The organism is Pseudoalteromonas sp. SR45-1, from assembly GCF_014163655.1.
Lineage (GTDB): Bacteria > Pseudomonadota > Gammaproteobacteria > Enterobacterales > Alteromonadaceae > Pseudoalteromonas > Pseudoalteromonas distincta.
The window spans coordinates 67,291-87,145 of sequence record NZ_JACJDR010000006.1; the positions used below are offsets into that span (position 1 = coordinate 67,291).

At 37.1% G+C, this 19,855-nt stretch carries 22 protein-coding genes; 5 read left to right on the plus strand and 17 right to left on the minus strand.

The features are described 5' to 3' along the window. Positions 1 to 48 precede the first annotated feature (48 nt). Positions 49 to 1,548, plus strand: a complete 1,500-nt coding sequence (locus H5089_RS07850) for a DUF2235 domain-containing protein (protein ID WP_182711914.1) — start codon at positions 49 to 51, stop codon at positions 1,546 to 1,548. A gap of 371 nt (positions 1,549 to 1,919) precedes the next feature. Here H5089_RS07850 and H5089_RS07855 read toward each other — a convergent pair whose 3' ends face one another. The 14 genes from H5089_RS07855 to dndA form a co-directional block, all read right to left on the minus strand. Continuing rightward, positions 1,920 to 2,996, minus strand: coding sequence for a HipA domain-containing protein (locus H5089_RS07855; protein WP_259396064.1), 1,077 nt, complete (start codon positions 2,994 to 2,996; stop codon positions 1,920 to 1,922). Between the two features lie 197 nt (positions 2,997 to 3,193). After that, positions 3,194 to 3,577, minus strand: coding sequence for a HipA N-terminal domain-containing protein (locus tag H5089_RS07860; protein ID WP_259396065.1), 384 nt, complete (start codon positions 3,575 to 3,577; stop codon positions 3,194 to 3,196). Continuing rightward, entirely contained in the window at positions 3,561 to 3,887 is a 327-nt protein-coding gene (locus H5089_RS07865) for a helix-turn-helix domain-containing protein (RefSeq protein WP_029753647.1), read from the minus strand. The genes H5089_RS07860 and H5089_RS07865 overlap by 17 nt, the downstream gene beginning before the upstream one ends. A gap of 256 nt (positions 3,888 to 4,143) precedes the next feature. Then, positions 4,144 to 5,019 carry a nuclease-related domain-containing protein gene (locus H5089_RS07870; protein WP_182711915.1) on the minus strand — a complete coding sequence of 292 codons (876 nt, stop codon included), beginning with the start codon at positions 5,017 to 5,019 and terminating at the stop codon, positions 4,144 to 4,146. Between the two features lie 150 nt (positions 5,020 to 5,169). Beyond that, positions 5,170 to 6,303 (minus strand): DUF1570 domain-containing protein, encoded by a 1,134-nt coding sequence (locus H5089_RS07875; RefSeq protein WP_182711916.1) that lies wholly within the window; start codon positions 6,301 to 6,303, stop codon positions 5,170 to 5,172. A 2-nt stretch (positions 6,304 to 6,305) separates the two neighbouring features. Beyond that, positions 6,306 to 6,788: a hypothetical protein gene (locus tag H5089_RS07880; protein ID WP_182711917.1), complete on the minus strand. Its 483-nt coding sequence runs from the start codon at positions 6,786 to 6,788 to the stop codon at positions 6,306 to 6,308. A 66-nt stretch (positions 6,789 to 6,854) separates the two neighbouring features. Next, positions 6,855 to 7,766, minus strand: coding sequence for an NYN domain-containing protein (locus tag H5089_RS07885; protein WP_220486924.1), 912 nt, complete (start codon positions 7,764 to 7,766; stop codon positions 6,855 to 6,857). Between the two features lie 52 nt (positions 7,767 to 7,818). Further along, complete coding sequence (locus H5089_RS07890) at positions 7,819 to 8,352, minus strand: hypothetical protein (protein ID WP_259396066.1); 534 nt, start codon at positions 8,350 to 8,352, stop codon at positions 7,819 to 7,821. Further along, complete coding sequence (locus H5089_RS07895; protein WP_182711918.1) at positions 8,352 to 8,492, minus strand: hypothetical protein; 141 nt, start codon at positions 8,490 to 8,492, stop codon at positions 8,352 to 8,354. Before H5089_RS07895 ends, H5089_RS07890 begins: the two co-directional genes overlap by 1 nt. Before the next feature lie 38 nt (positions 8,493 to 8,530). Further along, on the minus strand, positions 8,531 to 8,794 hold the full coding sequence (locus tag H5089_RS07900; protein ID WP_182711919.1) for a hypothetical protein: 264 nt from the start codon (positions 8,792 to 8,794) through the stop codon (positions 8,531 to 8,533). Positions 8,795 to 8,854: 60 nt separating this feature from the next. Continuing rightward, positions 8,855 to 9,634 (minus strand): hypothetical protein, encoded by a 780-nt coding sequence (locus tag H5089_RS07905; protein ID WP_182711920.1) that lies wholly within the window; start codon positions 9,632 to 9,634, stop codon positions 8,855 to 8,857. Position 9,635: 1 nt separating this feature from the next. Then, on the minus strand, positions 9,636 to 10,124 hold the full coding sequence (locus tag H5089_RS07910; protein WP_182711921.1) for a hypothetical protein: 489 nt from the start codon (positions 10,122 to 10,124) through the stop codon (positions 9,636 to 9,638). Continuing rightward, positions 10,121 to 10,789, minus strand: coding sequence for a hypothetical protein (locus H5089_RS07915; RefSeq protein ID WP_182711922.1), 669 nt, complete (start codon positions 10,787 to 10,789; stop codon positions 10,121 to 10,123). The genes H5089_RS07910 and H5089_RS07915 overlap by 4 nt, the downstream gene beginning before the upstream one ends. A 475-nt stretch (positions 10,790 to 11,264) precedes the next feature. Next, positions 11,265 to 12,392, minus strand: coding sequence for a cysteine desulfurase DndA (gene dndA, locus H5089_RS07920; protein WP_182711923.1), 1,128 nt, complete (start codon positions 12,390 to 12,392; stop codon positions 11,265 to 11,267). 135 nt (positions 12,393 to 12,527) lie between these two features. On the opposite strand from dndA, the gene dndB reads away from it, so the two are divergent. From dndB to dndE, 4 genes are read left to right on the plus strand one after another with little or no spacing between them, the layout of a single operon-like run. Next, on the plus strand, positions 12,528 to 13,619 hold the full coding sequence (gene dndB, locus H5089_RS07925) for a DNA sulfur modification protein DndB (RefSeq protein WP_182672700.1): 1,092 nt from the start codon (positions 12,528 to 12,530) through the stop codon (positions 13,617 to 13,619). Beyond that, on the plus strand, positions 13,609 to 15,276 hold the full coding sequence (gene dndC / locus H5089_RS07930; protein WP_182711924.1) for a DNA phosphorothioation system sulfurtransferase DndC: 1,668 nt from the start codon (positions 13,609 to 13,611) through the stop codon (positions 15,274 to 15,276). The genes dndB and dndC overlap by 11 nt, the downstream gene beginning before the upstream one ends. Beyond that, positions 15,266 to 17,224 carry a DNA sulfur modification protein DndD gene (dndD, locus tag H5089_RS07935; RefSeq protein WP_182711925.1) on the plus strand — a complete coding sequence of 653 codons (1,959 nt, stop codon included), beginning with the start codon at positions 15,266 to 15,268 and terminating at the stop codon, positions 17,222 to 17,224. Before dndC ends, dndD begins: the two co-directional genes overlap by 11 nt. Next, positions 17,224 to 17,574: a DNA sulfur modification protein DndE gene (gene dndE, locus H5089_RS07940; RefSeq protein WP_182711926.1), complete on the plus strand. Its 351-nt coding sequence runs from the start codon at positions 17,224 to 17,226 to the stop codon at positions 17,572 to 17,574. The genes dndD and dndE overlap by 1 nt, the downstream gene beginning before the upstream one ends. Here dndE and H5089_RS07945 read toward each other — a convergent pair. From H5089_RS07945 to H5089_RS07955, 3 genes are read right to left on the minus strand one after another with little or no spacing between them, the layout of a single operon-like run. Beyond that, positions 17,558 to 18,835 (minus strand): DNA sulfur modification protein DndB, encoded by a 1,278-nt coding sequence (locus H5089_RS07945; protein WP_182711927.1) that lies wholly within the window; start codon positions 18,833 to 18,835, stop codon positions 17,558 to 17,560. The genes dndE and H5089_RS07945 overlap by 17 nt on opposite strands. A 7-nt stretch (positions 18,836 to 18,842) precedes the next feature. Next, positions 18,843 to 19,340, minus strand: coding sequence for a hypothetical protein (locus H5089_RS07950; RefSeq protein ID WP_182711928.1), 498 nt, complete (start codon positions 19,338 to 19,340; stop codon positions 18,843 to 18,845). 2 nt (positions 19,341 to 19,342) lie between these two features. Then, positions 19,343 to 19,855, minus strand: coding sequence for a hypothetical protein (locus H5089_RS07955; protein WP_182711929.1), 513 nt, complete (start codon positions 19,853 to 19,855; stop codon positions 19,343 to 19,345).

Consider the following 19,855-nt stretch of genomic DNA (forward strand, 5'->3'; position numbering starts at 1 on the left):
TTAACATTGTCTGTGTAGAGTATTTAAAACAACTAAGGAAATTGGGTTATGACGGGTAAAACGCTAATTTTTAATTTTGACGGCACAGGAAACGAGCCCCGTGATGCAGAGCAATTTAGCTCAGAGCATTTTAAAGAAGACTCTAATATTACCAACATTCTAAAATTGCATTTACTGCTTGGCGGTAAATTAGAAGACTCCCCCATTACTCCTTTTGCAAACCAACTCAGTTTTTATTATCAAGGTATTGGCACTAAAGGCAGCCGCCTTAAACGCATTTTAAACCAAACCCTTGCACCTCGTGGTGACGACGTAGCCAGTATTTTAAATCAAGCATTAAGCGACTTTAAAGCTCACTACCTAATAGGCGATGCCATACTGCTAACGGGTTTTAGCCGAGGCGGTGCACTTGCTAGGCGCTTTGCTAAAATCCTAGAGCCTTTAATTGCTGATAATGTTTACGTATGTGTGTTTGATACTGTCGCCTCTATTGGCTTATCAAAAGTAAGTAAAGCCACACGCGGCGCAGAGCACGTTATTTTTGAAAACCACACCATTGCCAACAACATTACTCACGCGCTGCACTGCGTAGCCCTTGATGAAAAACGCCGTGCGTTTGAACCCACACTCATGAACCATCAAAGCAATATTACCGAGCTATGGTTTGCAGGAGCGCATTCAGACATTGGCGGCGGTTACTACCGCGATGGCCTAGCCGATATTTGCTTGCGCTACGCACTTGAGTGGTTAATAGAACAACCGCTTAATATTTCGTTACTCACTAGCCACGATATAGATTACGAAACCCTACTCCCCGATAGCAACTTAGTAGCACAAGATGACGTAACCGTAACGCCCGATCCGCTCGCATTAAGTCATCAACAAAATTACTTTTGGTTTAACCCGTTTTTTAAATTAGTAGATAGGCAGTGCTATATATTAATTGATGACGAAGCCAGCAACCTTGAGCCCTTAGTACACTACAGCGTAGCCGAACGTATTAATAAGCTAACCAGTTACCGCCCAGAATCGCTTAAAAAACTGCATTACAAAATTAGCTACAACGACAACACCACACTTAGCTTTATTGGTTTAAGCCAACATATAGAACTGGCTAATCAAAACATGAGTGTGCTGAGCATTAACCAAAACCAAGATGTAATGGTATTTGCCTCTGAGCAATACAACGCAACCGGCCTCATGCTAGAGCAAGGCGCTACGTATCGCTTTACCCCATACCCAAATCAATATTGGTTTGACGATGGCATAAAGTGCACGCCATTAGGCTGGAACCGCGATAACGTTCAACTTGGCGTAAAAGAAATCCCGATGGCCGTGCTTGAACCATTTAGACGATTTCCTCGCGCACAATGGTTTTCACTCATTGGTGCTATTAATAAAAACGACGACCACCTTTTTGAAATAGCCAACGGCGCCGACATTAAAGTGGATAAATCAGGCGAGTTTTGCCCATTCGCAAACGACCTAAGCCGCTTTTATGGCGCTAATGCAGGTAAAATAAAAGTAAAAATAACGCGGTTGGAATAAGGGGAAACCGAGGCTTTTAAATTGTAGGTGCGATTTTACATCGCGCTTTGCCCTCTAGTAACTAGATCATTACCCCAATCAACTCTACAAAGCTCACCTAAACACCTATTCGCCTCACATGGTGAGGCGAATAGCAGAGTTAATTGCCTCATTACTTTTAAGCGCTACATAGAACAATAATTCACTTTTCTGTGGTAAAAAATGTATTTATAAGCGAGGTATAAAACCTCACCTACATTAATGTAAACATCACTCTTAACAAAAGCGTAGGTGTGATTTTATCTCGCACTTTTAATTTTAATTTACAAATATCGCGTTGATGCTGACAACCAAAATATGAATTTATCACTCAAAATACGTGTATTTATTTTCTAATATTTAAATAAATGCATATTTGGTAGTTGTATTATTTGCTCACTCAGCTTATTTGCAGCTTTATTAATTATTTTTATGCACAAATCAATGTGTGCTAATTCAGCAGTAGACAAGTTATTTTTAACAGCAGAAACTTTAGCAGTATCAATTGCGGCTAATACAGAGTCAACGGTTTGACTCATAAGTAGTTGCATCCGTGGTAGTGAAATAGCAAATTCATCAGCAAAATCAGCTAACATATAAGCTGTAATCTCATTAGTAAAATTGCCTGCACTTTGCGAATTATGCTCACCCACTGACATAGCATAACACCTTGATATTTTGGGCTGTAGATAGCCCATATAACGGTCAATGCTTCCCTGCTCAATAATAGCCTCTATATTTACCAAGTCGTAAAACGGCGTAAGCTCTAAACCATTTTTACCAACAAAAAAACTAATGTTTTTGCCATGAGCATCGTAATTACGTACTAAAATATTAAATGTCATCCAACGAATAAGCTGAGCCTCATACGCTTGTACATTCGTTGTTTTAACATTAAAGAGTTTTGCAAAAGAAACGCCATCTCGAATATAAATACCATCCCCATCATCACCATGCTGACGCTCATATTTATAAGAAGGAGGTAAATTAGTGGCTTGGCAACCATCAATAATATGACGACGTAATACACGGCTTTGATCTTGTGTAACGCGCCTATCAAAGCGATCTATTACAAATACTCTTATATCTGCGTAAGTGCGCAACTCAACATGGGGAACATTGAGCCCCGACTCTTTTGCCAAAAGCATGGTAAAAAGTTCATTTACTGCAATGAAAGGCGCGGTACCTGTTTCAAATTTAAAAATTTTATTAGAACATAGCTCCCCTTCACCAAATCCTAATTTACTATCGATTTCGAGTAGGTTTAGTTTGTCTTGAACGCCAGCAACAGAGAGCCGAGTTCGGCCATCCCAATGAGTAATTGGTTCTCCAACTTGTACAAAGCGTTTAAGTTTTTGGCTTAGCTCGTCACTAGGGTCTGCTGTTCTTTCAAGGTTAAATTTGCAGCAGCCTGTTTGGTATTTAGGCAAGGCAGAGCCTATGCAGTGTGGTTATTCCCCATAAATGGGCGATAACGTAGCATTAATGCCAAACAGGCGCTGCCCAAAGGGTTCTTCCTAGGAGCTATTTACTCTTTGTTGCTCGGTTTTTACTTAGCCCACTAGGTTGCAAAGCTCGCGTCGCGATTAAATAGCTCCTAGTTTGGACAAATTTTAATCCGCAAAGATCAACAGACCCTAGTTACTTCACGAAAAGATGTTTGCTTTAAAGTACTGTTACTTGCTCTAAACGACAAAGCGCCTGACGTTTCCTCGCCAATTACTTTAATCAAACCAAACGTATTATTTTTAGAGATAGTAGTACTACTTATAATCTCATCAAGACCTTTGCCCTCGGGTAATAAGTTTTGTAAATAATTACGCACATCACGTGAGTCAAAATCACCATTGAGCGGTAAGTGTGGTGAAATAGCAAAACCCTTATTAATCCACTCAGGCTCATAGGTAAATGCAATTTCATTTTCAGAGCCTATATCAAGGGCTATCGCACCTATCTTCTGCGTATGCCCAATAAATACATCTAAGCTATTTTTTTTAATACCACTGCTCATCGCTCACCTCATCCTTGTTATTGTGGTGCGACTCGTCATCACTGACAAGGCTAAACGACAACCCCAAGTATTCCATCACTTTGAGTACATTAAAAAACTGCACATTCACATCACCTTTTTCTATTTTTATCAGCGTAGGCTTTGAAATATTAAGTGCTTGCGATACATCAACCAGCGTAAGCTTCATGCCTGTTCGCTTTGAAGTAATCGCTTTAGCGAGTCGCACCGACGAAAACGGCTTTGATAGATCAGGCATTTCAGTGCGCTTAACAACTCTTCCAAGTGTTTTTTTTGCTGGTAATTCACTCATTAAAGGTCAACTATAGTTTACTTATACAATTTATTTTAGGGTAGCCCACCCAAAAGTCAAATATAACTTACTTTTAAGTTTGAACGTATATTTACCTCCTATAAGTAAACTTTACTTTATTTATAGAGAGTAAAATAAAACCACAACCCCATAAGTAAAACATAAGTTACTTATGGGAAGTTAATGACATTTTGAGCTTAATAGCCAAGCTCAACACCTGTAGGCGCGAAGCTTGCTCGCGCGAAAAGCGAAGCTTTTAAATTGCCTTACTATCGTTTAAGGCTCGCTGCACCACTTGATAGCAAATAGCACGCTGCTGCTCTTGATTTAAGCTAACTTGTCGCATTGAAAGGATCGTTTTAACTATTTGTTTATGAGAAACGATTGGAAAGATTGGTCTCTGCTTTAGTTCCACAAACCAACCAGGAAAGCATAAAACAGGTAAAACCGGAGTATTAAAACCGGTTGATTCATAAAGCCATTTATTCACCCAATTAGCTTGATTTTGAGCTTGCTCTAATGGCTTGCTTTCAAACCAAGAAGGAAATGCTAAATGATTATTTTCAAATTTAACTTTGTAATTTGTATCGTCTTTTATTCGTTTATGTCTGCCTTTGGTTTCAATAGCAAATATCCCATTTGGCCCAACAACCAAATGATCAATATTAAAACCATCTGCTTGTATATCATGAAATACCTGGTAACCGTGTGACTGTAATTCTATAAGTTCTGAAGCAACTGCCAATTCTGCATCACGTCCTAGTTTTAGCTTTATTAAGTCGTTAGATTTAACCCAAAGCTTTCGTGCCACATACGTTAGTCCCAATGCGATCATGATAATTAAAAAGTAATTGAGCTTGCCGCTGGCAAACATTTCAGCAATTCCTTTCAAAGCAAAAGGCATGGTGACTATCAAAGCAGACAAAAAGACTAAGCCTATTACACCTAAAACTTTATCATTAACTTGTTCATTAAGTGTCTGCGCTGCGACACGTTTAAGCTTTTTACGATCTACAGGTAGTTTTGCATTTTTCTGATGAAGCCATATTTTGATAAACAAAACACCTAATAGTGAATAAACACTACCAATAACAAATAAAAGGCTTAAACCTTGGTTTAATAAATCATCCATGATGAATTCCTATAATCACAATGTTTACTTTATACATTAAAAACAGGTACATGTCGCATTATTCAAACTCACGCTACAAAGCCCACCCAAACACCTGTAGGCGCCCAGCTTGCTCGCGCGAAAAGCGAAGCTTTTAAACTTTTACCTTATTTAAAATATATGCGCTTTTAAAGGCTTTTTTAACCTCTGAGAATATTCACGATTAAGATTAGGAAATTGCTTATACATCATCGTTTTTAATTGCTTTTCAGATAGCTTATTACAGAGGGATTCTTGCTCAGCAAGCATTATATTCTTAAGTAACGATCGCCCTGCTTGCGTATCCATTAAAAAGTAAATTGCAGCCCAACTGCTTGCATACAACTTACTGGTATCACCTTTTTTCCATGAGTCATCCAAACCCACTAACGAATCAATCGAAAATACACTTTTAGTAATATTGTTATTTTTCGTCCATGAACTATTCGACTCAACAATAGCTGTTTGCATATTACTTTTAGTAAGCTCAAAGTATTCTGCAAATCCCTCATTAAACCATCTAGGGGTGTAGCCTAAGACCGCTTTATTAATGGCGTGCACTGCTTCATGTACCGCAGTTCGCATTGCACTGTGTGCATTATCATAATGAATAAAAGCAGAATTACTCGCGTGAAAATACATACCCGCAGTGTTTGTATAGTCACCACCGCGTTGCTTAATTGCGGCCTCATAAGCACCGCGCGTAGGCAATACCGTTAAATTAAGCTTTACCTTTTTAAGTGCATGCACGCCAATAATCTGCCCGTATACTTTAAATACAGTATTAAGTTTTATGCGTAACTCTTGGTTAAATGACGAAGGTAAATTAGGCGTATTTAAAGTGAGGTCAAAGTAATCTAACGGTTCAATAAAACCTGTATCGTAAGTTGCTACTGCAAAATCCGGTTTTTTATCACTAAAATGCGGCACACCGTCACTGTCTGTCCACGTAAATATATCGCCATTGCGTTTATATTTAACCTTCCCCAACGACACATCCACGCAGCGAGTATTGTTAGCTTGCGATAAGTGATTATCGGCAGATACTGATACATTTTGTAAAGTTGCCGCGCTTACATTTTTGAGCTGTTTAGTTGCTAACGGTTCAGTAGTTACCTGCGACGATAAACTATTATAAATTCGTTTAACCTCGCCTATAGGATCATGATAATTAAATACCCGCCCAGTAAAATGATTAGCAATGAGCGCCGATGCAATTAGCAGCACAAAAAATACAAACACCACGCGCAATTTTGTTTTAAACATCTTTATTGGCGCCCTTGCCACTGTGCTTCAAACAACTCTTTTTGCTTACCCCGATACTCGCTACACCATACAAAGTCGGCCGACTCCATCCCTTTTTTGCGGCAACGTTTAGGCAACTTATAAAACTTCGACCAAGCATCAAGCTTAGCGGCATCTTTATAGCTATCGCTGTGCAAAGACATGTTTAACACTTTTTGATTGAGTAACCAATTGCTATTAGGCGTACGAGTTGCGGTAGAAGAAGTAGCCTGATAAGCACTACCACTATTTTTAGGCTTACTGCAGTGATTGGCAAGTAAGGTAAATAGCGTTTTATCGCGCGCAGTTAAACGCTCACCTTCTTTATTACTGTAGCCACTTCTAAATTGAGAGCGAATAGCTTCGCGCTGCTTTTTAATGCTATCGCATTGGGCTTGCGTGTAAGCCTCACCAGCATATGAGTACGCTGAAATAAAACTAAACAAAACTAAAATCCATTTAATCATTAACTATTTCCAAAACTAAAATATCAAGGAGCAAATTTTCAAAGTAATAGCCCCTTTTAAATCCCTTTAATTACATATTTCAATCTTATGTACGCTTGGGCATTTGAGCCCTTGGGAAACTACTCCATTGCTTTTAATTGGGTAAAAAGAAACTTTACTTGTCTCTTTGTATTCTTCAATATTACCTAATAGCTCATCAACTCTAAAATGAAAATCACCGTGTTCTGACGTTATAAAACCAAATTTCTTACCCTTATCTAGTTTACGAATAACTCCAACCATACACTCTGTACTATCCAGGGTAGACTGTTTAATCATCGAAATGAAGCAACGATCGTGGCCTTCTTCTATTATTTCAAACAGGCCGCACTTATTTTTAATGAGAACTTTTAGACTGTTTACACCGTAATTTCTGTAATCAAAAGATGAATCCAACATTTTTAGTGTACTTCCTAAATCACCTAAGTAAACAGGTTCATTACTTTGCGCACAGCGTATGTATGCATTTACAAGCAATGAATTTACATCTTTATAAACCTTTGATATGGCAGGTTCTGTTAAGTTTTTAGTAAAAACAAAGTTATGGCATGCCTTAATAAAACGCTCTGGGGTATTTTCATTCCCTACTGCCATAACATGCAGCCCCTTTTCTCTTATACGTTGCGCTAAGCTATAAAATCCACCATCGCTAGATACTATACATACCCCATTTATCCGTTGATTATTATTAATTAATTCAATAGCATCCATAACGAGTGCGTGATCAGCTGAATCTTTCCCATACTGAAACTGCTGTTTTGGACTAGAAGCGGTTTTATGTAAAATTTGTTGCCAGTTACAATGACGTACAGACGTCCAATCAGCGTAAACCCATTTGATTGCCACTGTGCCATACTTTTCAACCTCTTCAAGTAAAGACCCGTAGTCAGTATAAGATGCGTTCTCACCATCAACTAAAACTGCAAAAGTTAAATTCATTTTTATCCCTTAAATACATGTAAAGAGCTGCTATCAAGCAGCTCTTTATTAATTACTTGCAAGCTCCTGGTACACGACATGCCCATGAGGTAGGAGCATGGCAAGCATGATCTTCACAACGAGCCATTTGTGCTGATTCATCTGAATACAACTCAGCAGTAGGAAATGGACCAAAGTGCTTCTCATATACCGCTACCGTTTCATCAAATGAGTTTTGTAGTTTAGATTGGTCTTTGTCTCCATAAATTCCAAAATAAGGATAATGATGCAAGTAAAACCCAAATAAAGCATCGCAATCATTACTATAACTTTGCGTATCTAAAATATGCTCATGCCAAAACTTATCAACTAACTTACTCGGAACGAGCGACAGCTTTGGATACCACTTTTTAAGTGATAAAAACTTACGATATTCAAGTTCAGCAAAGTCACACAGCTCTGAACTCCATGTTGCTTCAGCTGATTGCGTTAACTTCCATTTTAATTTTTCAAAATTCAATGCAGAAACGTGAGAATTTAACTGTTCGCGAAAATTGTCACTTACCTGAAAATTAAATAACTGCTCAACTTCAACTAGTTGTTCCATTATTTTTTTCCTTCATTTTTATTTAATTGCTTACCGCGATTACCTTGTACTTTAGCGTACTGCTGATTAACGCCATCAGTCCCTTTATTTGGATTTTGTTGATTCGCTTGATTATTAGCTGGGCTTATTTTTTTAGTCATATTTACTGCCTTAATTAAGTTTAAGTGAACAATATTATTCACCTTCGCTTTAAATAAGATTCAAGGTTTTTGCGAGCAAGAAGCGCTTTAGGGTGAAAATTTCCATTTATGGATATAAAAATTAAGCGGTAATTGCCTAATTTAAAACGAATCAGGTTAGGAGCGATAGTGAGCTTGCGGCCGCCAATATCTCTATAGTTGCGACCTTGTAAAAGATGGTTATATATTTTTTTAGCTTCTGACATATAGCGGTCAGATTTGCATTTTGGGAAGGTTTTAAATAAACAGTTCATTGATTCCATTATTGTTCTCCAGTTGGTTAACTAAGATCAATAATGACGTTGTGCGGAGCACTGCAAAATCTAATTTAAAATATTTTGTAAATACTCCCATGCTTCATTATTTTCATTTATTTGAGAGTCAATATTAGCGCTTAACTCCTTAAACAGTGGGAGTTTGAGTAGTCGTTTATCAGCAACTTTTTGAAGTATATTTTGCGCTTCAATATATTCTTTGGATTTAAATTTTTTGTCCGATTTAGTATAAGTTTCAATAACACTTTGCCAATTAATACCTCTATCATAAAGTAAGCTCAAAGGAGACAAATCTACATCGTCCGCTTTTAAACGCTGAAAAGGCGAAGGTAACTGATTAGTAAAGAGATCGAAATTCTTATCAAGTAACTTACTTTTTATATTATCAAAAGATGATTGTGACACACCAAAAAACAACATTTCTGTGCTTAGCTCTTTTTTAGCAAACTCATCTAATAGTTTAAACTCACGTTTATCGGTAAATGATTTAGCGATGTAGTAATCTTGAAAAACCTTTTTTGTACCCGCTGTTCCTATTAATGAATATAGGCACAGTGCGTTATATACAGTAGCTCTTCTTCCTCTAATAACTCTATGCTCCACTCGCTTGCTAAATTGAACCTCTTTGGTTGAAATGACAGCCTTTCGATATTCAAGTGTTGAGCTATTCGAAACATGCGTATCTTCAGATTTTTTATGCCCTTTTGTAAAAATATTATTTAGCGCGTCATGTAGTTCTTTTGGTAACGTATCTGAGTAACTTTGCTTAATATATAAATTAGCAATTTGGGTGATAGATTCAACTTCAGTATCAACAGGCTCTATCATCTTAATAAACTCTCCGACACAAAATATCTCTAAGCTCAGAGCGTTCGTAGTATTCGTCATCAGCACTAGATATGAGTTTACTTACCCCTTCCATACCTTTTTTGCAACTATAGTATCGCTTAGGTCTTCGGTAACTATCTGTAGCAGTTACAACCTCTCTGTCGTAGCGGTTATAAACTGCATTAATAGCTCCTAAGCAAACCCCCATTTTAATTGCTTCAAGCTTTGATAAGCTAAATATACCTAACAAGCTATTTTTATCTTCCACAACTTCTGAGCATGCATCTGCAATATTATAAACTTTTTTTGCTTTAACTAATGCTTCACCAGCGCACTCCCCAAGCTCGATAAATTGTTTTTTATTAAACAATACGAAACTCTTTTCTTCTACTTTTGAATACTCGTCACAACCATAAGGTAACTCACTTTTAGCAAAGCTAGGCAGTGAAAATAAAAGTAGTATGAAAGTAAAAATAATAGAAAATCTCATTGCTTAAGCCCCTTTCTGCAAAATCTAAAGGCATACCAAATGATCCCTGCAGATATAAAAGTATCAATAATTAAAAATATTTCGTAATTTGCACTCTCCTCAAATATTTCGAATGCACTAAATAAATCCATCCCTTGAGCAGCCCCAACAAAAGCAATACAAAGTATTGAAAAAAGAAAATAATAAATATTTAAAAGAACAGCATGAAATAGCGAATTAGATGCCATAGCAAACCAATAGCGCTTAATAGGGTAAGCCTTTATATTGACCTTCAAAGAATTTAAATTAAATAAAATTAAGCCAATTAATAGCACTCTCGAAAAACGTTCTAATGGAGTTATATTGCTGTAACTGCCGATCCCATTAATAAGCTCTTTATCGTGGGGTAAGTAAAGATAAAAAATGAAAAGAAATGCACATACTAAAAAAGTAGCTATATGCAACATGCAGCTAAAAATACCTATTGGTTGATCCCTAAAAGTATACAAACCTCTGGGATTTGCTAGCTTCCAACTTTTACGTTTTTTATTTAAAAATGACGATTCATCTTTAGTGAGTGAAACAAACTGGTATTTTTTTTCATCTGTATACGAAGAGTTATTTGCTGGCTCTTGAGCTGAAGAAGGGTTAGCAGTATATTTTTTATCTGTAGTAGCGGATTGCATCTACTGTCCTTGTAAATAATTTTCACTAATTATGCCAATATACTTCCGAAACACAATCACTTATAAGTGATTTAAATAATATTCTAAAATTTTACTATTTTGCGGTAGCTATGATTTTATATCACGTGTTAGTTTTTAATTTTAAGTAACTAGAATGTCCTAGGAACTCTACTGCGCTCAGCTTGCTCGCGCGAAAAGCGTAGCTTTTAAAATAATTTACTTATATCGCGTTGGCGATGGCAACCAAAGAGAAGTAGCCGCCGGCTTCTCTTTGGAATCTCTCGGCGCCCCTCAATTTCACTTATCTTTAAACAAATAATTAATATGAACGTAAACGCGATGAAAGCACATCCATGTGCAAGCATCGCTTTACTCGCATCCATGCGAGGTAATTACTCATTAATTATGTGTTTGCAGGTGAAGTTGAAGGGGAGAATTGTCTTAGCTACAGTGCTAACAATTAACTAAATCAACATCACAACTTTAACTGTTCCAACTTTTCAACTATTTCAGCAATAGGTAATGACTCTGTCATATGACCCCATGAAACTCTTATTGCACCGGAAATACGTTTTTCATCCAATTGCATTGCAGTTAAAACATGTGAAGGTGTATAACTTGATGATGTACACGCAGAGCCGTTAGATACAGCTGCGATCCCTTTTAACATAACCATTGCCGCCTCAGAATTAATACCTGGAACGGAAAAGTTAAGCACAAAGGGTGATGTATTCTCGCCGTTGTATTGCGCATCAAGAGTATTTAAAGCTGCGATCAATTCATCTTTTAATTTTTGTGCATGTTTTTGCCATGCTAAAGCATTTTTTTGTGCTGTTTCACAAGCTAAACCAAAACCTGCAATTAGTGGTACCGCTAAGGTGCCTGGTCGTAGTCCTTTTTCTTGCCCACCGCCAAACATGATTGGTTTTAATGGCGGTTTTAAAAAGCCACGCTTTCGCATGATTAAGGCACCAACCCCTTTTGGGGCATAAACTTTATGTCCGCTTGCGCTAATTAAATCAATGCGTTTATTTTTTAAATCGTCGCTCAACTTTCCAAAACTTTGAGCTGCATCGATATGTAAAAATGCTGAATGTAACTCAAGTACATCGCAAATATCAGTAATAGGCTGTATAGAGCCTGTTTCGTTATTCACATGCATGATCGAAACAAGTAGCGTATCTTCTCGCAATAACTGTTTGAGTTTATCGGAGTCAACAACACCACTCTCATCAACTTCTAAAAAGCTAACTTCAAAGCCATTTTTAACTAAATACTCAATAGGCTCCAATACAGCTTTATGTTCAATTCGAGTGGTAATTATATGCTTTTTAGATTCTTGCTCACCGAATTCACGTAACCCAAGAATCGCAATGTTATTACTCTCTGTTGCGCCACTAGTAAAAATAACTTCCGATTTATCAGCATCCACAACTTCAGCTACTTGTTTACGTGCTTTTTCTACAGATTTTTTAGCATTAGCACCAAACTCATGAGTACGACTACCCGCATTTCCGTATTCATCTAAAAACATTTTTCTAACTAAATCAGCAACCTCATTAAGCACCGGTGCCGTGGCATTCATATCTAAATAAGTTGTCATTATATCCTCAAAATAAACTCTTACACTAAGCAAGACAGGCCTGACATTTTCATGTAAAATCTCCGCCCTAAAGTTCGTACGAACAAAGCAATAAATTCACGAACAAATTTAACTATAACTTATTTGTAAAATACTATGAACCAAATCGTGTCAGGAACTTCATTCCCAGCTATTAAAGGAATGCAAGCAAAAACAGAATATTACATTGTAATGTGCCCACTAAAAAGACTTAGTAAAATATTTACTTTAGATGAAGGTCAATTACCTGTAAATCAGCGTGCTCAACGAATAATAAACGAAGAGCGCATTCCTGATATCGCAAATTATATTTTAGATAGTAGAGATAATTATGTTTTTTCAGCACTTACCGCATGTATCGACGGTTTAAGTGAATTTGTAGGTATTGGCGAATCAAAGCATGAGCAAAAAATTGGTACTTTAGTTATCGATGAAGATGCCGAAATTTATATTACCGATGGTCAACACCGTAATGCTGCAATTTTAGAAGCCTTGAAAGCAGACCCAACTCTTGCCGACGAAACTATTTCAGTCGTGTTTTTTACAAATAAATCACTAGAAGAACGGCAACGTATTTTTAAAGATCTAAATCTATACCCAGTAAAAACTGACAGCTCTTTGAGTATTACCTACGACGATAAGCCAGATGCAATTCTTTCTAAAACTATAATATTTAGAAGTGAGCAATTCACAAAGCTTGTACACATGGAAAAAAGTAATTTAGGTCCACGTTCTAGAAAATTAATAAGCCATAGCGCTGTAAACAAAGCTAGCAAGTACTTACTAGGTACAATAACAAAAAACAATTATGAGTCTTTAATTCCAATAGCTTTTGAGTTTTGGCACGAAGTGCTAAAAAACATGCCTGCTTGGCAATTAATTTGCGACGATAAAGCGTCTGGTGGTGAATTACGTGACGAATCAATTCACGCACACGCAGTAACATTTCATGCCCTGGGTTTGTTAGGGTTTTACCTACTCAACAATGAGCCAAAATGGCAAAGTAAATTAAAAGGGCTCCAAAAAATAAATTGGAGCCGTAACAGCATAAATTGGTCTGGTCGCTGCGTCATAAATAATTCCATGACAAATAATCGAAAAGCAGCTGAGCTAACCTGTATACAGATCAAATCGCATTTAAACATTCCACTTACCGATAAAGAACAATTGGTAGAAAAAACATTTAAAGAGGCACGAAATGGCTACTGATAGCGTAGTACAGTTTCATTCTGCATTTAACCAAGATGGATTAAAAAACACTATAGAGCAAAGCATTAAACATATAAAAATGCTTTATCAAAGTGACTCAATTCCATGGGTAATTGGCTACAGTGGCGGCAAAGATTCAACTGCTATATTGCAGTTGATTTGGTATGCCCTACAAGAGCTAGCTCAAGAAGGTAAATGCGAAAAAAAAGTACATGTAATAAGCACCGATACTCTAGTAGAAAATCCAATAGTTGCTATGTGGGTAGGAAAGTCGCTAGAGCGAATGAAAGAACAAGCCGATGAACAAGGCTTGCCTATAGTGCCTCATCGCCTTACCCCTGCAGTAAAAGACCGTTTTTGGGTTAACTTAATCGGTAAGGGTTACCCTGCTCCTCGTTATAAATTTAGATGGTGTACAGACCGCCTAAAAATATCGCCATCAAATACATTTATTCAAAACATGGCTGATAAAAATGGCGAAGCCATTTTAGTACTTGGTACGCGTAAAGCCGAAAGTACAGCACGTGCTGCAAGTATGGAGCGCTTTGAAAGCTCGACCACCAATACACGAAAAGCGCTTGGTTTGACCGAAAACGGTTCACTTGAGCGAGTTTGGGTTTACACACCGATTGCTAGCTGGAGTAACGATGATGTGTGGGTGTACTTAAATAGTGTAGACAACCCGTGGAATTTCCCGAATCATGATTTAATGGGAATGTATCAGGGCGCAACTGAAGGCGGTGAATGCCCACTTGTAGTAGATAAATCGACGCAAAGCTGTGGTGATAGCCGTTTTGGTTGCTACGTTTGTACAATGGTATCTGAAGATAAATCAATGAATGCCATGATTGCCAACGACGATGAAAAAGAGTGGATGTATCCACTTGTAGCGCTTCGTAACGAAATTGAAGTTAACGACTCTAACCGTGCTAAAAAAATTGAAAAACTAACCCGAGATAAAGCTAATCGCGATTTCAGACGTATGAATGGCAATTTAACTGTGCATATATCTAAACATGGCGCCGATTTAGTACCAGGTCCTTACATACAAAAATTTAGAGAACACTTACTTGGCAAAGTTTTAGAAGCACAGCTAGCAGTGCAACAACTTGGGCCTGATGAAGTAAAAAACTTGGAGCTTTTACCATTAGAAGATCTTGAAGAAATACGCCGAATTTGGCTTGAAGAAAAGCACGAAGCTGAAGATAGCGTGCCTAAAATCTACCAAAATGTATTCAAAAAGCCTTACCCTGGCAAGCAACGCGCACACCATCCTATTCTTAATTTAGACGTACTTAGTAAATTAAAAGCACATTGCCAAGAGCAAGGCGACGAAGACGGTTTGCTATACCAACAAATGCGCTCAGTAATGAGTATTGCTAATAAGCATAAAAACCAATTGCGCAGAGCCAAACTCTCTGACGAACTTGCACAAAGCCTAGATAAAGGGGCATTTAATAACTTATTTGAAGCAAAGCAATTTGCACTAGAACGTGAGCGCCATCGCTTACAAATACAACTAAACAATTCTCCAAATTTAACTGAAGATGATAAAGCTGCAATTCAAGAAAAAATCATCATGGTAACTAAGTCGATAAAAGAACAAGGCTACAGCTCACTGCTTATCGATTTTGAAGAGGTACACGATGATAATTAAACAACTTACCCTTGAGAACTTTGGTATTTATCAAGGGCGACACGAAGTCGATTTAACCACAGCAAAAGATAAACCTATTATTTTATTTGGTGGTTTAAACGGCGGTGGTAAAACAACTTTTTTAGATGCATTGCAACTCGTGCTTTATGGTAAACATGCAAAGTGTTCTAACCGTGGGCATCAGTCTTATAGTAGCTTTTTAAGCAGCACCAAGAATCGCTATGTTGGCGATCACGATACTGTTGAAATTTCACTTACTTTTACGCACACAACCGATACCACAACCAAAGAGTTTGTTGTTGTACGTAATTGGAAAACCAACACAAAAGACGTAAAAGACAAAGTAACGGTTTACTGTAATAAAGAAGAAGACAGCCACTTAAGCCAATACTGGGATGAGTTTGTAAATGAATTTATTCCACTTAGCCTGTCTGACTTATTCTTTTTTGATGGCGAGAAAATCGAAAACCTAGCACATCCAGACAGAAGCGCCGATTTAATAAAAACAGGTATTGAAAACTTACTTGGGCTAGACCTTCTTTCGCAACTGCATATCGATTTAAATAACGTTGAGCGTAAGCGTAAAAGCGATAATTTAGAAAGCAGCGTAATTGCAAAAGTTGAAGCGCTAGAGGCTGAAATTGGCGACCAATCAACACTTGTTTCAAATCTTAAAACAGAAATAGCAGGCATCGAAAAACGCGCTAGCGATACTAATTTAAGTATTAATAAGGCACGGCAAAAAGTTCGCTCTGCAGGTGCTCACTTAATTGAAGAGCGCGACTCTATCAAATTTGAACTCGGCGCTATTGAAGAAAAACTCAAAACCAATTTAGCAGAGCGCGTAAAATTGGATGCAGGGTGCGGTCCGCTTGGTTTAATACCTAATTTAATTGCAAGCACAAAAGAACAAATTAAAAAAGAAGAGCAAGCAGTACAAGCCAATGTTATTCAAAGTGCAATTACTGAGTACGAAACCACGATTACCCAAATGCTAATTAACGAAAATGTGCCACAAAGCGCACTTAAAGCGCTTAATAATAAAATGGCTACCTTGGCTCATGAGCGTGAAGAGCTCGCAAATACAGAATGCTACATTGGCAGTAATGGGGCCATTTTTAATGGACTCGATGAAAAAATTGCGCAAGATAAGTTGGAGCGTTCAAACTTACTAAAATCGCGCGAAGAACTCCTAGAACAACAAGCATTGTTTGATAAAAAGTTAGAATCGATCCCAGATTACGAAACTGTGCAACATTTATTGAGTGAACTTGCAGGGCTTGAAGCAGAGCTTAAAAACGATTTTGTTTTAATAAAACAAAAACAGCAGTTGTTACAGCAAGCGCAAGCTCGCGACGAAGTATTAAACACTCGTTACGCAAATCTGCTAACCCAGCAAAGCAAAGATACGTTCGAGCAAAAGCGCTCAATTCAAGTAGCTGAACATATTGGCAAACTTAAAAATACCATGAAGTCATTTGCGGATGAGTTAATACGTGAAAATGTAACAGGGCTTGAAGAGCACATTGCCGCTAAGTTTTTTGATCTTTCACGTAAAAACAACTTAATTACCGGCGTTAAAATTTGCCCAGATTCATTCAAACTTACGTTGCTTGATACTAATAAAAATCCTATGTCGCCAAGCCGATTATCAGCAGGTGAGAGGCAGTTACTCGCCATCGCAATTTTATGGGGATTAGCTGAAGCATCAGGCAAAGAAATCCCCACTGTTATCGATACACCACTTGGACGTTTAGATGGTAAACACCGTACTAAGCTTATAAATAACTACTTCCCTAAAGCGTCAAGCCAAGTAATTTTACTATCGACCGATGAAGAGATTACAGGTCAATATTACACGCAATTAAAACCTGCTATTTGCCGTGAATACCACATTAGTTACAACGAGCAAGAACAAACCTCAACCTTTACTGAGGGGTACTTTTAATGAATACCACACTTCATACTATTGACTCTATTAAGCTCTCTGAAAAGCAAAAGCAGCAACTTGTTCGCCTAAAAAGTAAAACAGGTATCGAAAACTGGAACGTACTGTGCCGCTGGGCGCTGTGCATGTCACTCGCGGAGGATTCAATACCTCCTGTTGAGGCGATCCCCTCAGACAGTAATGTAGAAATGAGCTGGAAAGTGTTTGCAGGTGAATATGCCGATGTATATTTAGCAGTGCTGCGTGAAGCCTATCAAAAACAAAGTGCACACTTAGAAGGTGTGCACTTTGGCGATTTTGTTAAGTTGCATTTAAATCGTGGGATTAGTTTTTTTAACCATTTTCAATAATCCGGTCTTGCAATACCCTTTCATCAATTGGGTATTGCATACCTTTCAAATCCAAATATGCTTTTCTAGTCTTCTTTATATCATTTTTACTTTTTGGCGCTAAGTGCATTTTTAGAGAGCTCTCTAATAATCCCACATACTCTCTATTTGTCAGCATCTTTCTACGATCTTCTGTGAATAAGACGACTGATGTCCAAGGTGCAGAATCAAGCTGCCAAGGTAGTTTTCTTAACCTTTCAAGTGCTAATTCCCAAGTTATCAAATCGCATTTAATTAGCTCTGAGATTACTTTTGGTATAGTCTTTTGTATGATCCCCTTTAAAAAAGGGTGCTCATATTCAGCCCCTGCTTTATTTTTCCTTAATGGCCTTAAATCTCCATTCATTGCTATAGTTCTGATATCACCACAAGCATCAAATAATTCATCGATCCGTTTATTAATAATTTTGAAGCTACTTTCTAGGTCTTCATCAGATGGTCGTATCTTTATGTTATGGTTTTCTAAAGCTGTATCAAAACTTAGAAACTTAACAAGTTCATATAATTGTTTAATTGATGTAACTGCGGTTTTATTTGAATCAGAAACACTTGTCGCAATTGAAAGAGAACCATCACTAATTTGCTTTTTATAAATAGAAACTCTATCTTTTATTTTAAAAAAAGAATTCTCATTTATTAATCTTCTATTCAATATGGCGAATCCATCATCTTCATCTAATGCTATGTTTTCAGTAGATGAAGTCGATTTCGCATTTTTATTTATATTAGTAAACAACCTTCTTGTACGCTCCTGCCCCTCGCTAGTATCGTAGTGACTTACCATAATTACACTAATTTCATCTTTCCCCAACTCAGGTTTTTGCTTTATTGCGTCTTTAATGGCTTTTAATCTATGTTGTCCATCCAATGCAAAATATTGTTGAGAACCATCAAAAGTTAATACTCCAAAACCACTATCTAATCCCCGAACCAATTCATCATGTTCATCCATTTGCACAGGAACATAATGCGGATCCCCACCATAGGCCGCGACAATTAGAGAGCCTAAAAACCTATGCTCTGATTTTTTCAAATACTCCACAATCTCCTGTGTACGTTCACCTAAACCTCGCTGCAATAAATCTCCTAAATCCGGGTTGGAATTTAATTCATATGCAAATGAAAACTCTTTTGCAACCTGCGCGTATTTCATTACACAAATATAATAATTCCAATCACCGACTTTTGCTTTTAATGCTGGTATTAGTGTTTTATTAGCCATAGTTCCCTCAGAATGCTGGTATTGATTTAGTTTTTTGCGTTGCTGCTTTAACGACTCTTTGCATCGCAATGTTATATGGGGGGTTGAAAAGTTTAATCATATTTTCTTTATATGTTTTGCGAATTTGGCTAGAGCCTGAAATTGGTAAAAACCATAACTCAAGATTTTCCAAAGTCTCTATTTTCACATTTTTCAAATCAGTTTTGAGCAAGTTCTCATCTTGAATAGGTAAGACGGAATTCTTTTCCTTAATTTTTTTAATATCTTCAGTGGTATTTATAAAAAGTACTTTCCTAAAGTCTATGACTTCTTTACCCACTTTCAACTTAAAATTAGAGTTCAGAATAGTTAAATAAACCCCTCTTTTTTCAATAGCTTCATCACCATTGTTAATATTAAGCCATCCATCTTTAATTTTATCTAAATCTTCTAACACTTCATCACAATACTTTTTATTTGCAAAGTAGTTCGGTATTAGAGAAATATTAATGCATGTGTCAGTCATAATTAATTTTTCTTTTTCAGGTAAATATCACATTGGTTTACTAGGTTATCAGCCACTTTATAAGTATGTACCCCTCTCAAAGTATTTCCTCCTTCTTCAACAACTAAAAGAAGAGTACCAAAAGTAGATTTTGCTGAATTGTTTGGTAATAAGGTAATAATTAAAGTTCCGTCTTGGATAATACCTTCAACTTTATATTGCCCATGCCGGTGATTATTTTCACTCTTGAAGTCTTGTGAAAAGTTCCCCTCTATTTTATTAGCGACTTGTTTGGTTATATTCAAAATATAAGTGCAAGTTGAATTAGCATTATCTTGTTCATCAACAACATCATTATTTTCATCCGCATAGATGACTGTCGACCAGTCACCTTCAACTTTAAGTCCAGTGTAAACTTGCTTCCTGAACCATGGCTCAAATTTTGTTTTGAATAGGTGAAAAAAAAGCCAAAGGATAAAACTAGTGAAAATACCACTAATTACACCAAAAAAAATATTAATTAACTGCTCTTTCAT

Excerpts from the sequence above, each read along its gene's own strand:
- H5089_RS07850 (WP_182711914.1), top strand. The coding sequence starts at position 49 with ATGACGGGTAAAACGCTAATTTTTAATTTTGACGGCACAGGAAACGAG.
- H5089_RS07860 (WP_259396065.1), bottom strand. The coding sequence starts at position 3,577 with ATGAGCAGTGGTATTAAAAAAAATAGCTTAGATGTATTTATTGGGCAT.
- H5089_RS07865 (WP_029753647.1), bottom strand. The coding sequence starts at position 3,887 with ATGAGTGAATTACCAGCAAAAAAAACACTTGGAAGAGTTGTTAAGCGC.
- H5089_RS07870 (WP_182711915.1), bottom strand. The coding sequence starts at position 5,019 with ATGGATGATTTATTAAACCAAGGTTTAAGCCTTTTATTTGTTATTGGT.
- H5089_RS07875 (WP_182711916.1), bottom strand. The coding sequence starts at position 6,303 with ATGTTTAAAACAAAATTGCGCGTGGTGTTTGTATTTTTTGTGCTGCTA.
- H5089_RS07880 (WP_182711917.1), bottom strand. The coding sequence starts at position 6,788 with ATGATTAAATGGATTTTAGTTTTGTTTAGTTTTATTTCAGCGTACTCA.
- H5089_RS07885 (WP_220486924.1), bottom strand. The coding sequence starts at position 7,766 with ATGAATTTAACTTTTGCAGTTTTAGTTGATGGTGAGAACGCATCTTAT.
- H5089_RS07890 (WP_259396066.1), bottom strand. The coding sequence starts at position 8,352 with ATGGAACAACTAGTTGAAGTTGAGCAGTTATTTAATTTTCAGGTAAGT.
- H5089_RS07895 (WP_182711918.1), bottom strand. The coding sequence starts at position 8,492 with ATGACTAAAAAAATAAGCCCAGCTAATAATCAAGCGAATCAACAAAAT.
- H5089_RS07900 (WP_182711919.1), bottom strand. The coding sequence starts at position 8,794 with ATGGAATCAATGAACTGTTTATTTAAAACCTTCCCAAAATGCAAATCT.
- H5089_RS07905 (WP_182711920.1), bottom strand. The coding sequence starts at position 9,634 with ATGATAGAGCCTGTTGATACTGAAGTTGAATCTATCACCCAAATTGCT.
- H5089_RS07910 (WP_182711921.1), bottom strand. The coding sequence starts at position 10,124 with ATGAGATTTTCTATTATTTTTACTTTCATACTACTTTTATTTTCACTG.
- H5089_RS07915 (WP_182711922.1), bottom strand. The coding sequence starts at position 10,789 with ATGCAATCCGCTACTACAGATAAAAAATATACTGCTAACCCTTCTTCA.
- dndA (WP_182711923.1), bottom strand. The coding sequence starts at position 12,392 with ATGACAACTTATTTAGATATGAATGCCACGGCACCGGTGCTTAATGAG.
- dndB (WP_182672700.1), top strand. The coding sequence starts at position 12,528 with ATGAACCAAATCGTGTCAGGAACTTCATTCCCAGCTATTAAAGGAATG.
- dndC (WP_182711924.1), top strand. The coding sequence starts at position 13,609 with ATGGCTACTGATAGCGTAGTACAGTTTCATTCTGCATTTAACCAAGAT.
- dndD (WP_182711925.1), top strand. The coding sequence starts at position 15,266 with ATGATAATTAAACAACTTACCCTTGAGAACTTTGGTATTTATCAAGGG.
- dndE (WP_182711926.1), top strand. The coding sequence starts at position 17,224 with ATGAATACCACACTTCATACTATTGACTCTATTAAGCTCTCTGAAAAG.
- H5089_RS07945 (WP_182711927.1), bottom strand. The coding sequence starts at position 18,835 with ATGGCTAATAAAACACTAATACCAGCATTAAAAGCAAAAGTCGGTGAT.
- H5089_RS07950 (WP_182711928.1), bottom strand. The coding sequence starts at position 19,340 with ATGACTGACACATGCATTAATATTTCTCTAATACCGAACTACTTTGCA.
- H5089_RS07955 (WP_182711929.1), bottom strand. The coding sequence starts at position 19,855 with ATGAAAGAGCAGTTAATTAATATTTTTTTTGGTGTAATTAGTGGTATT.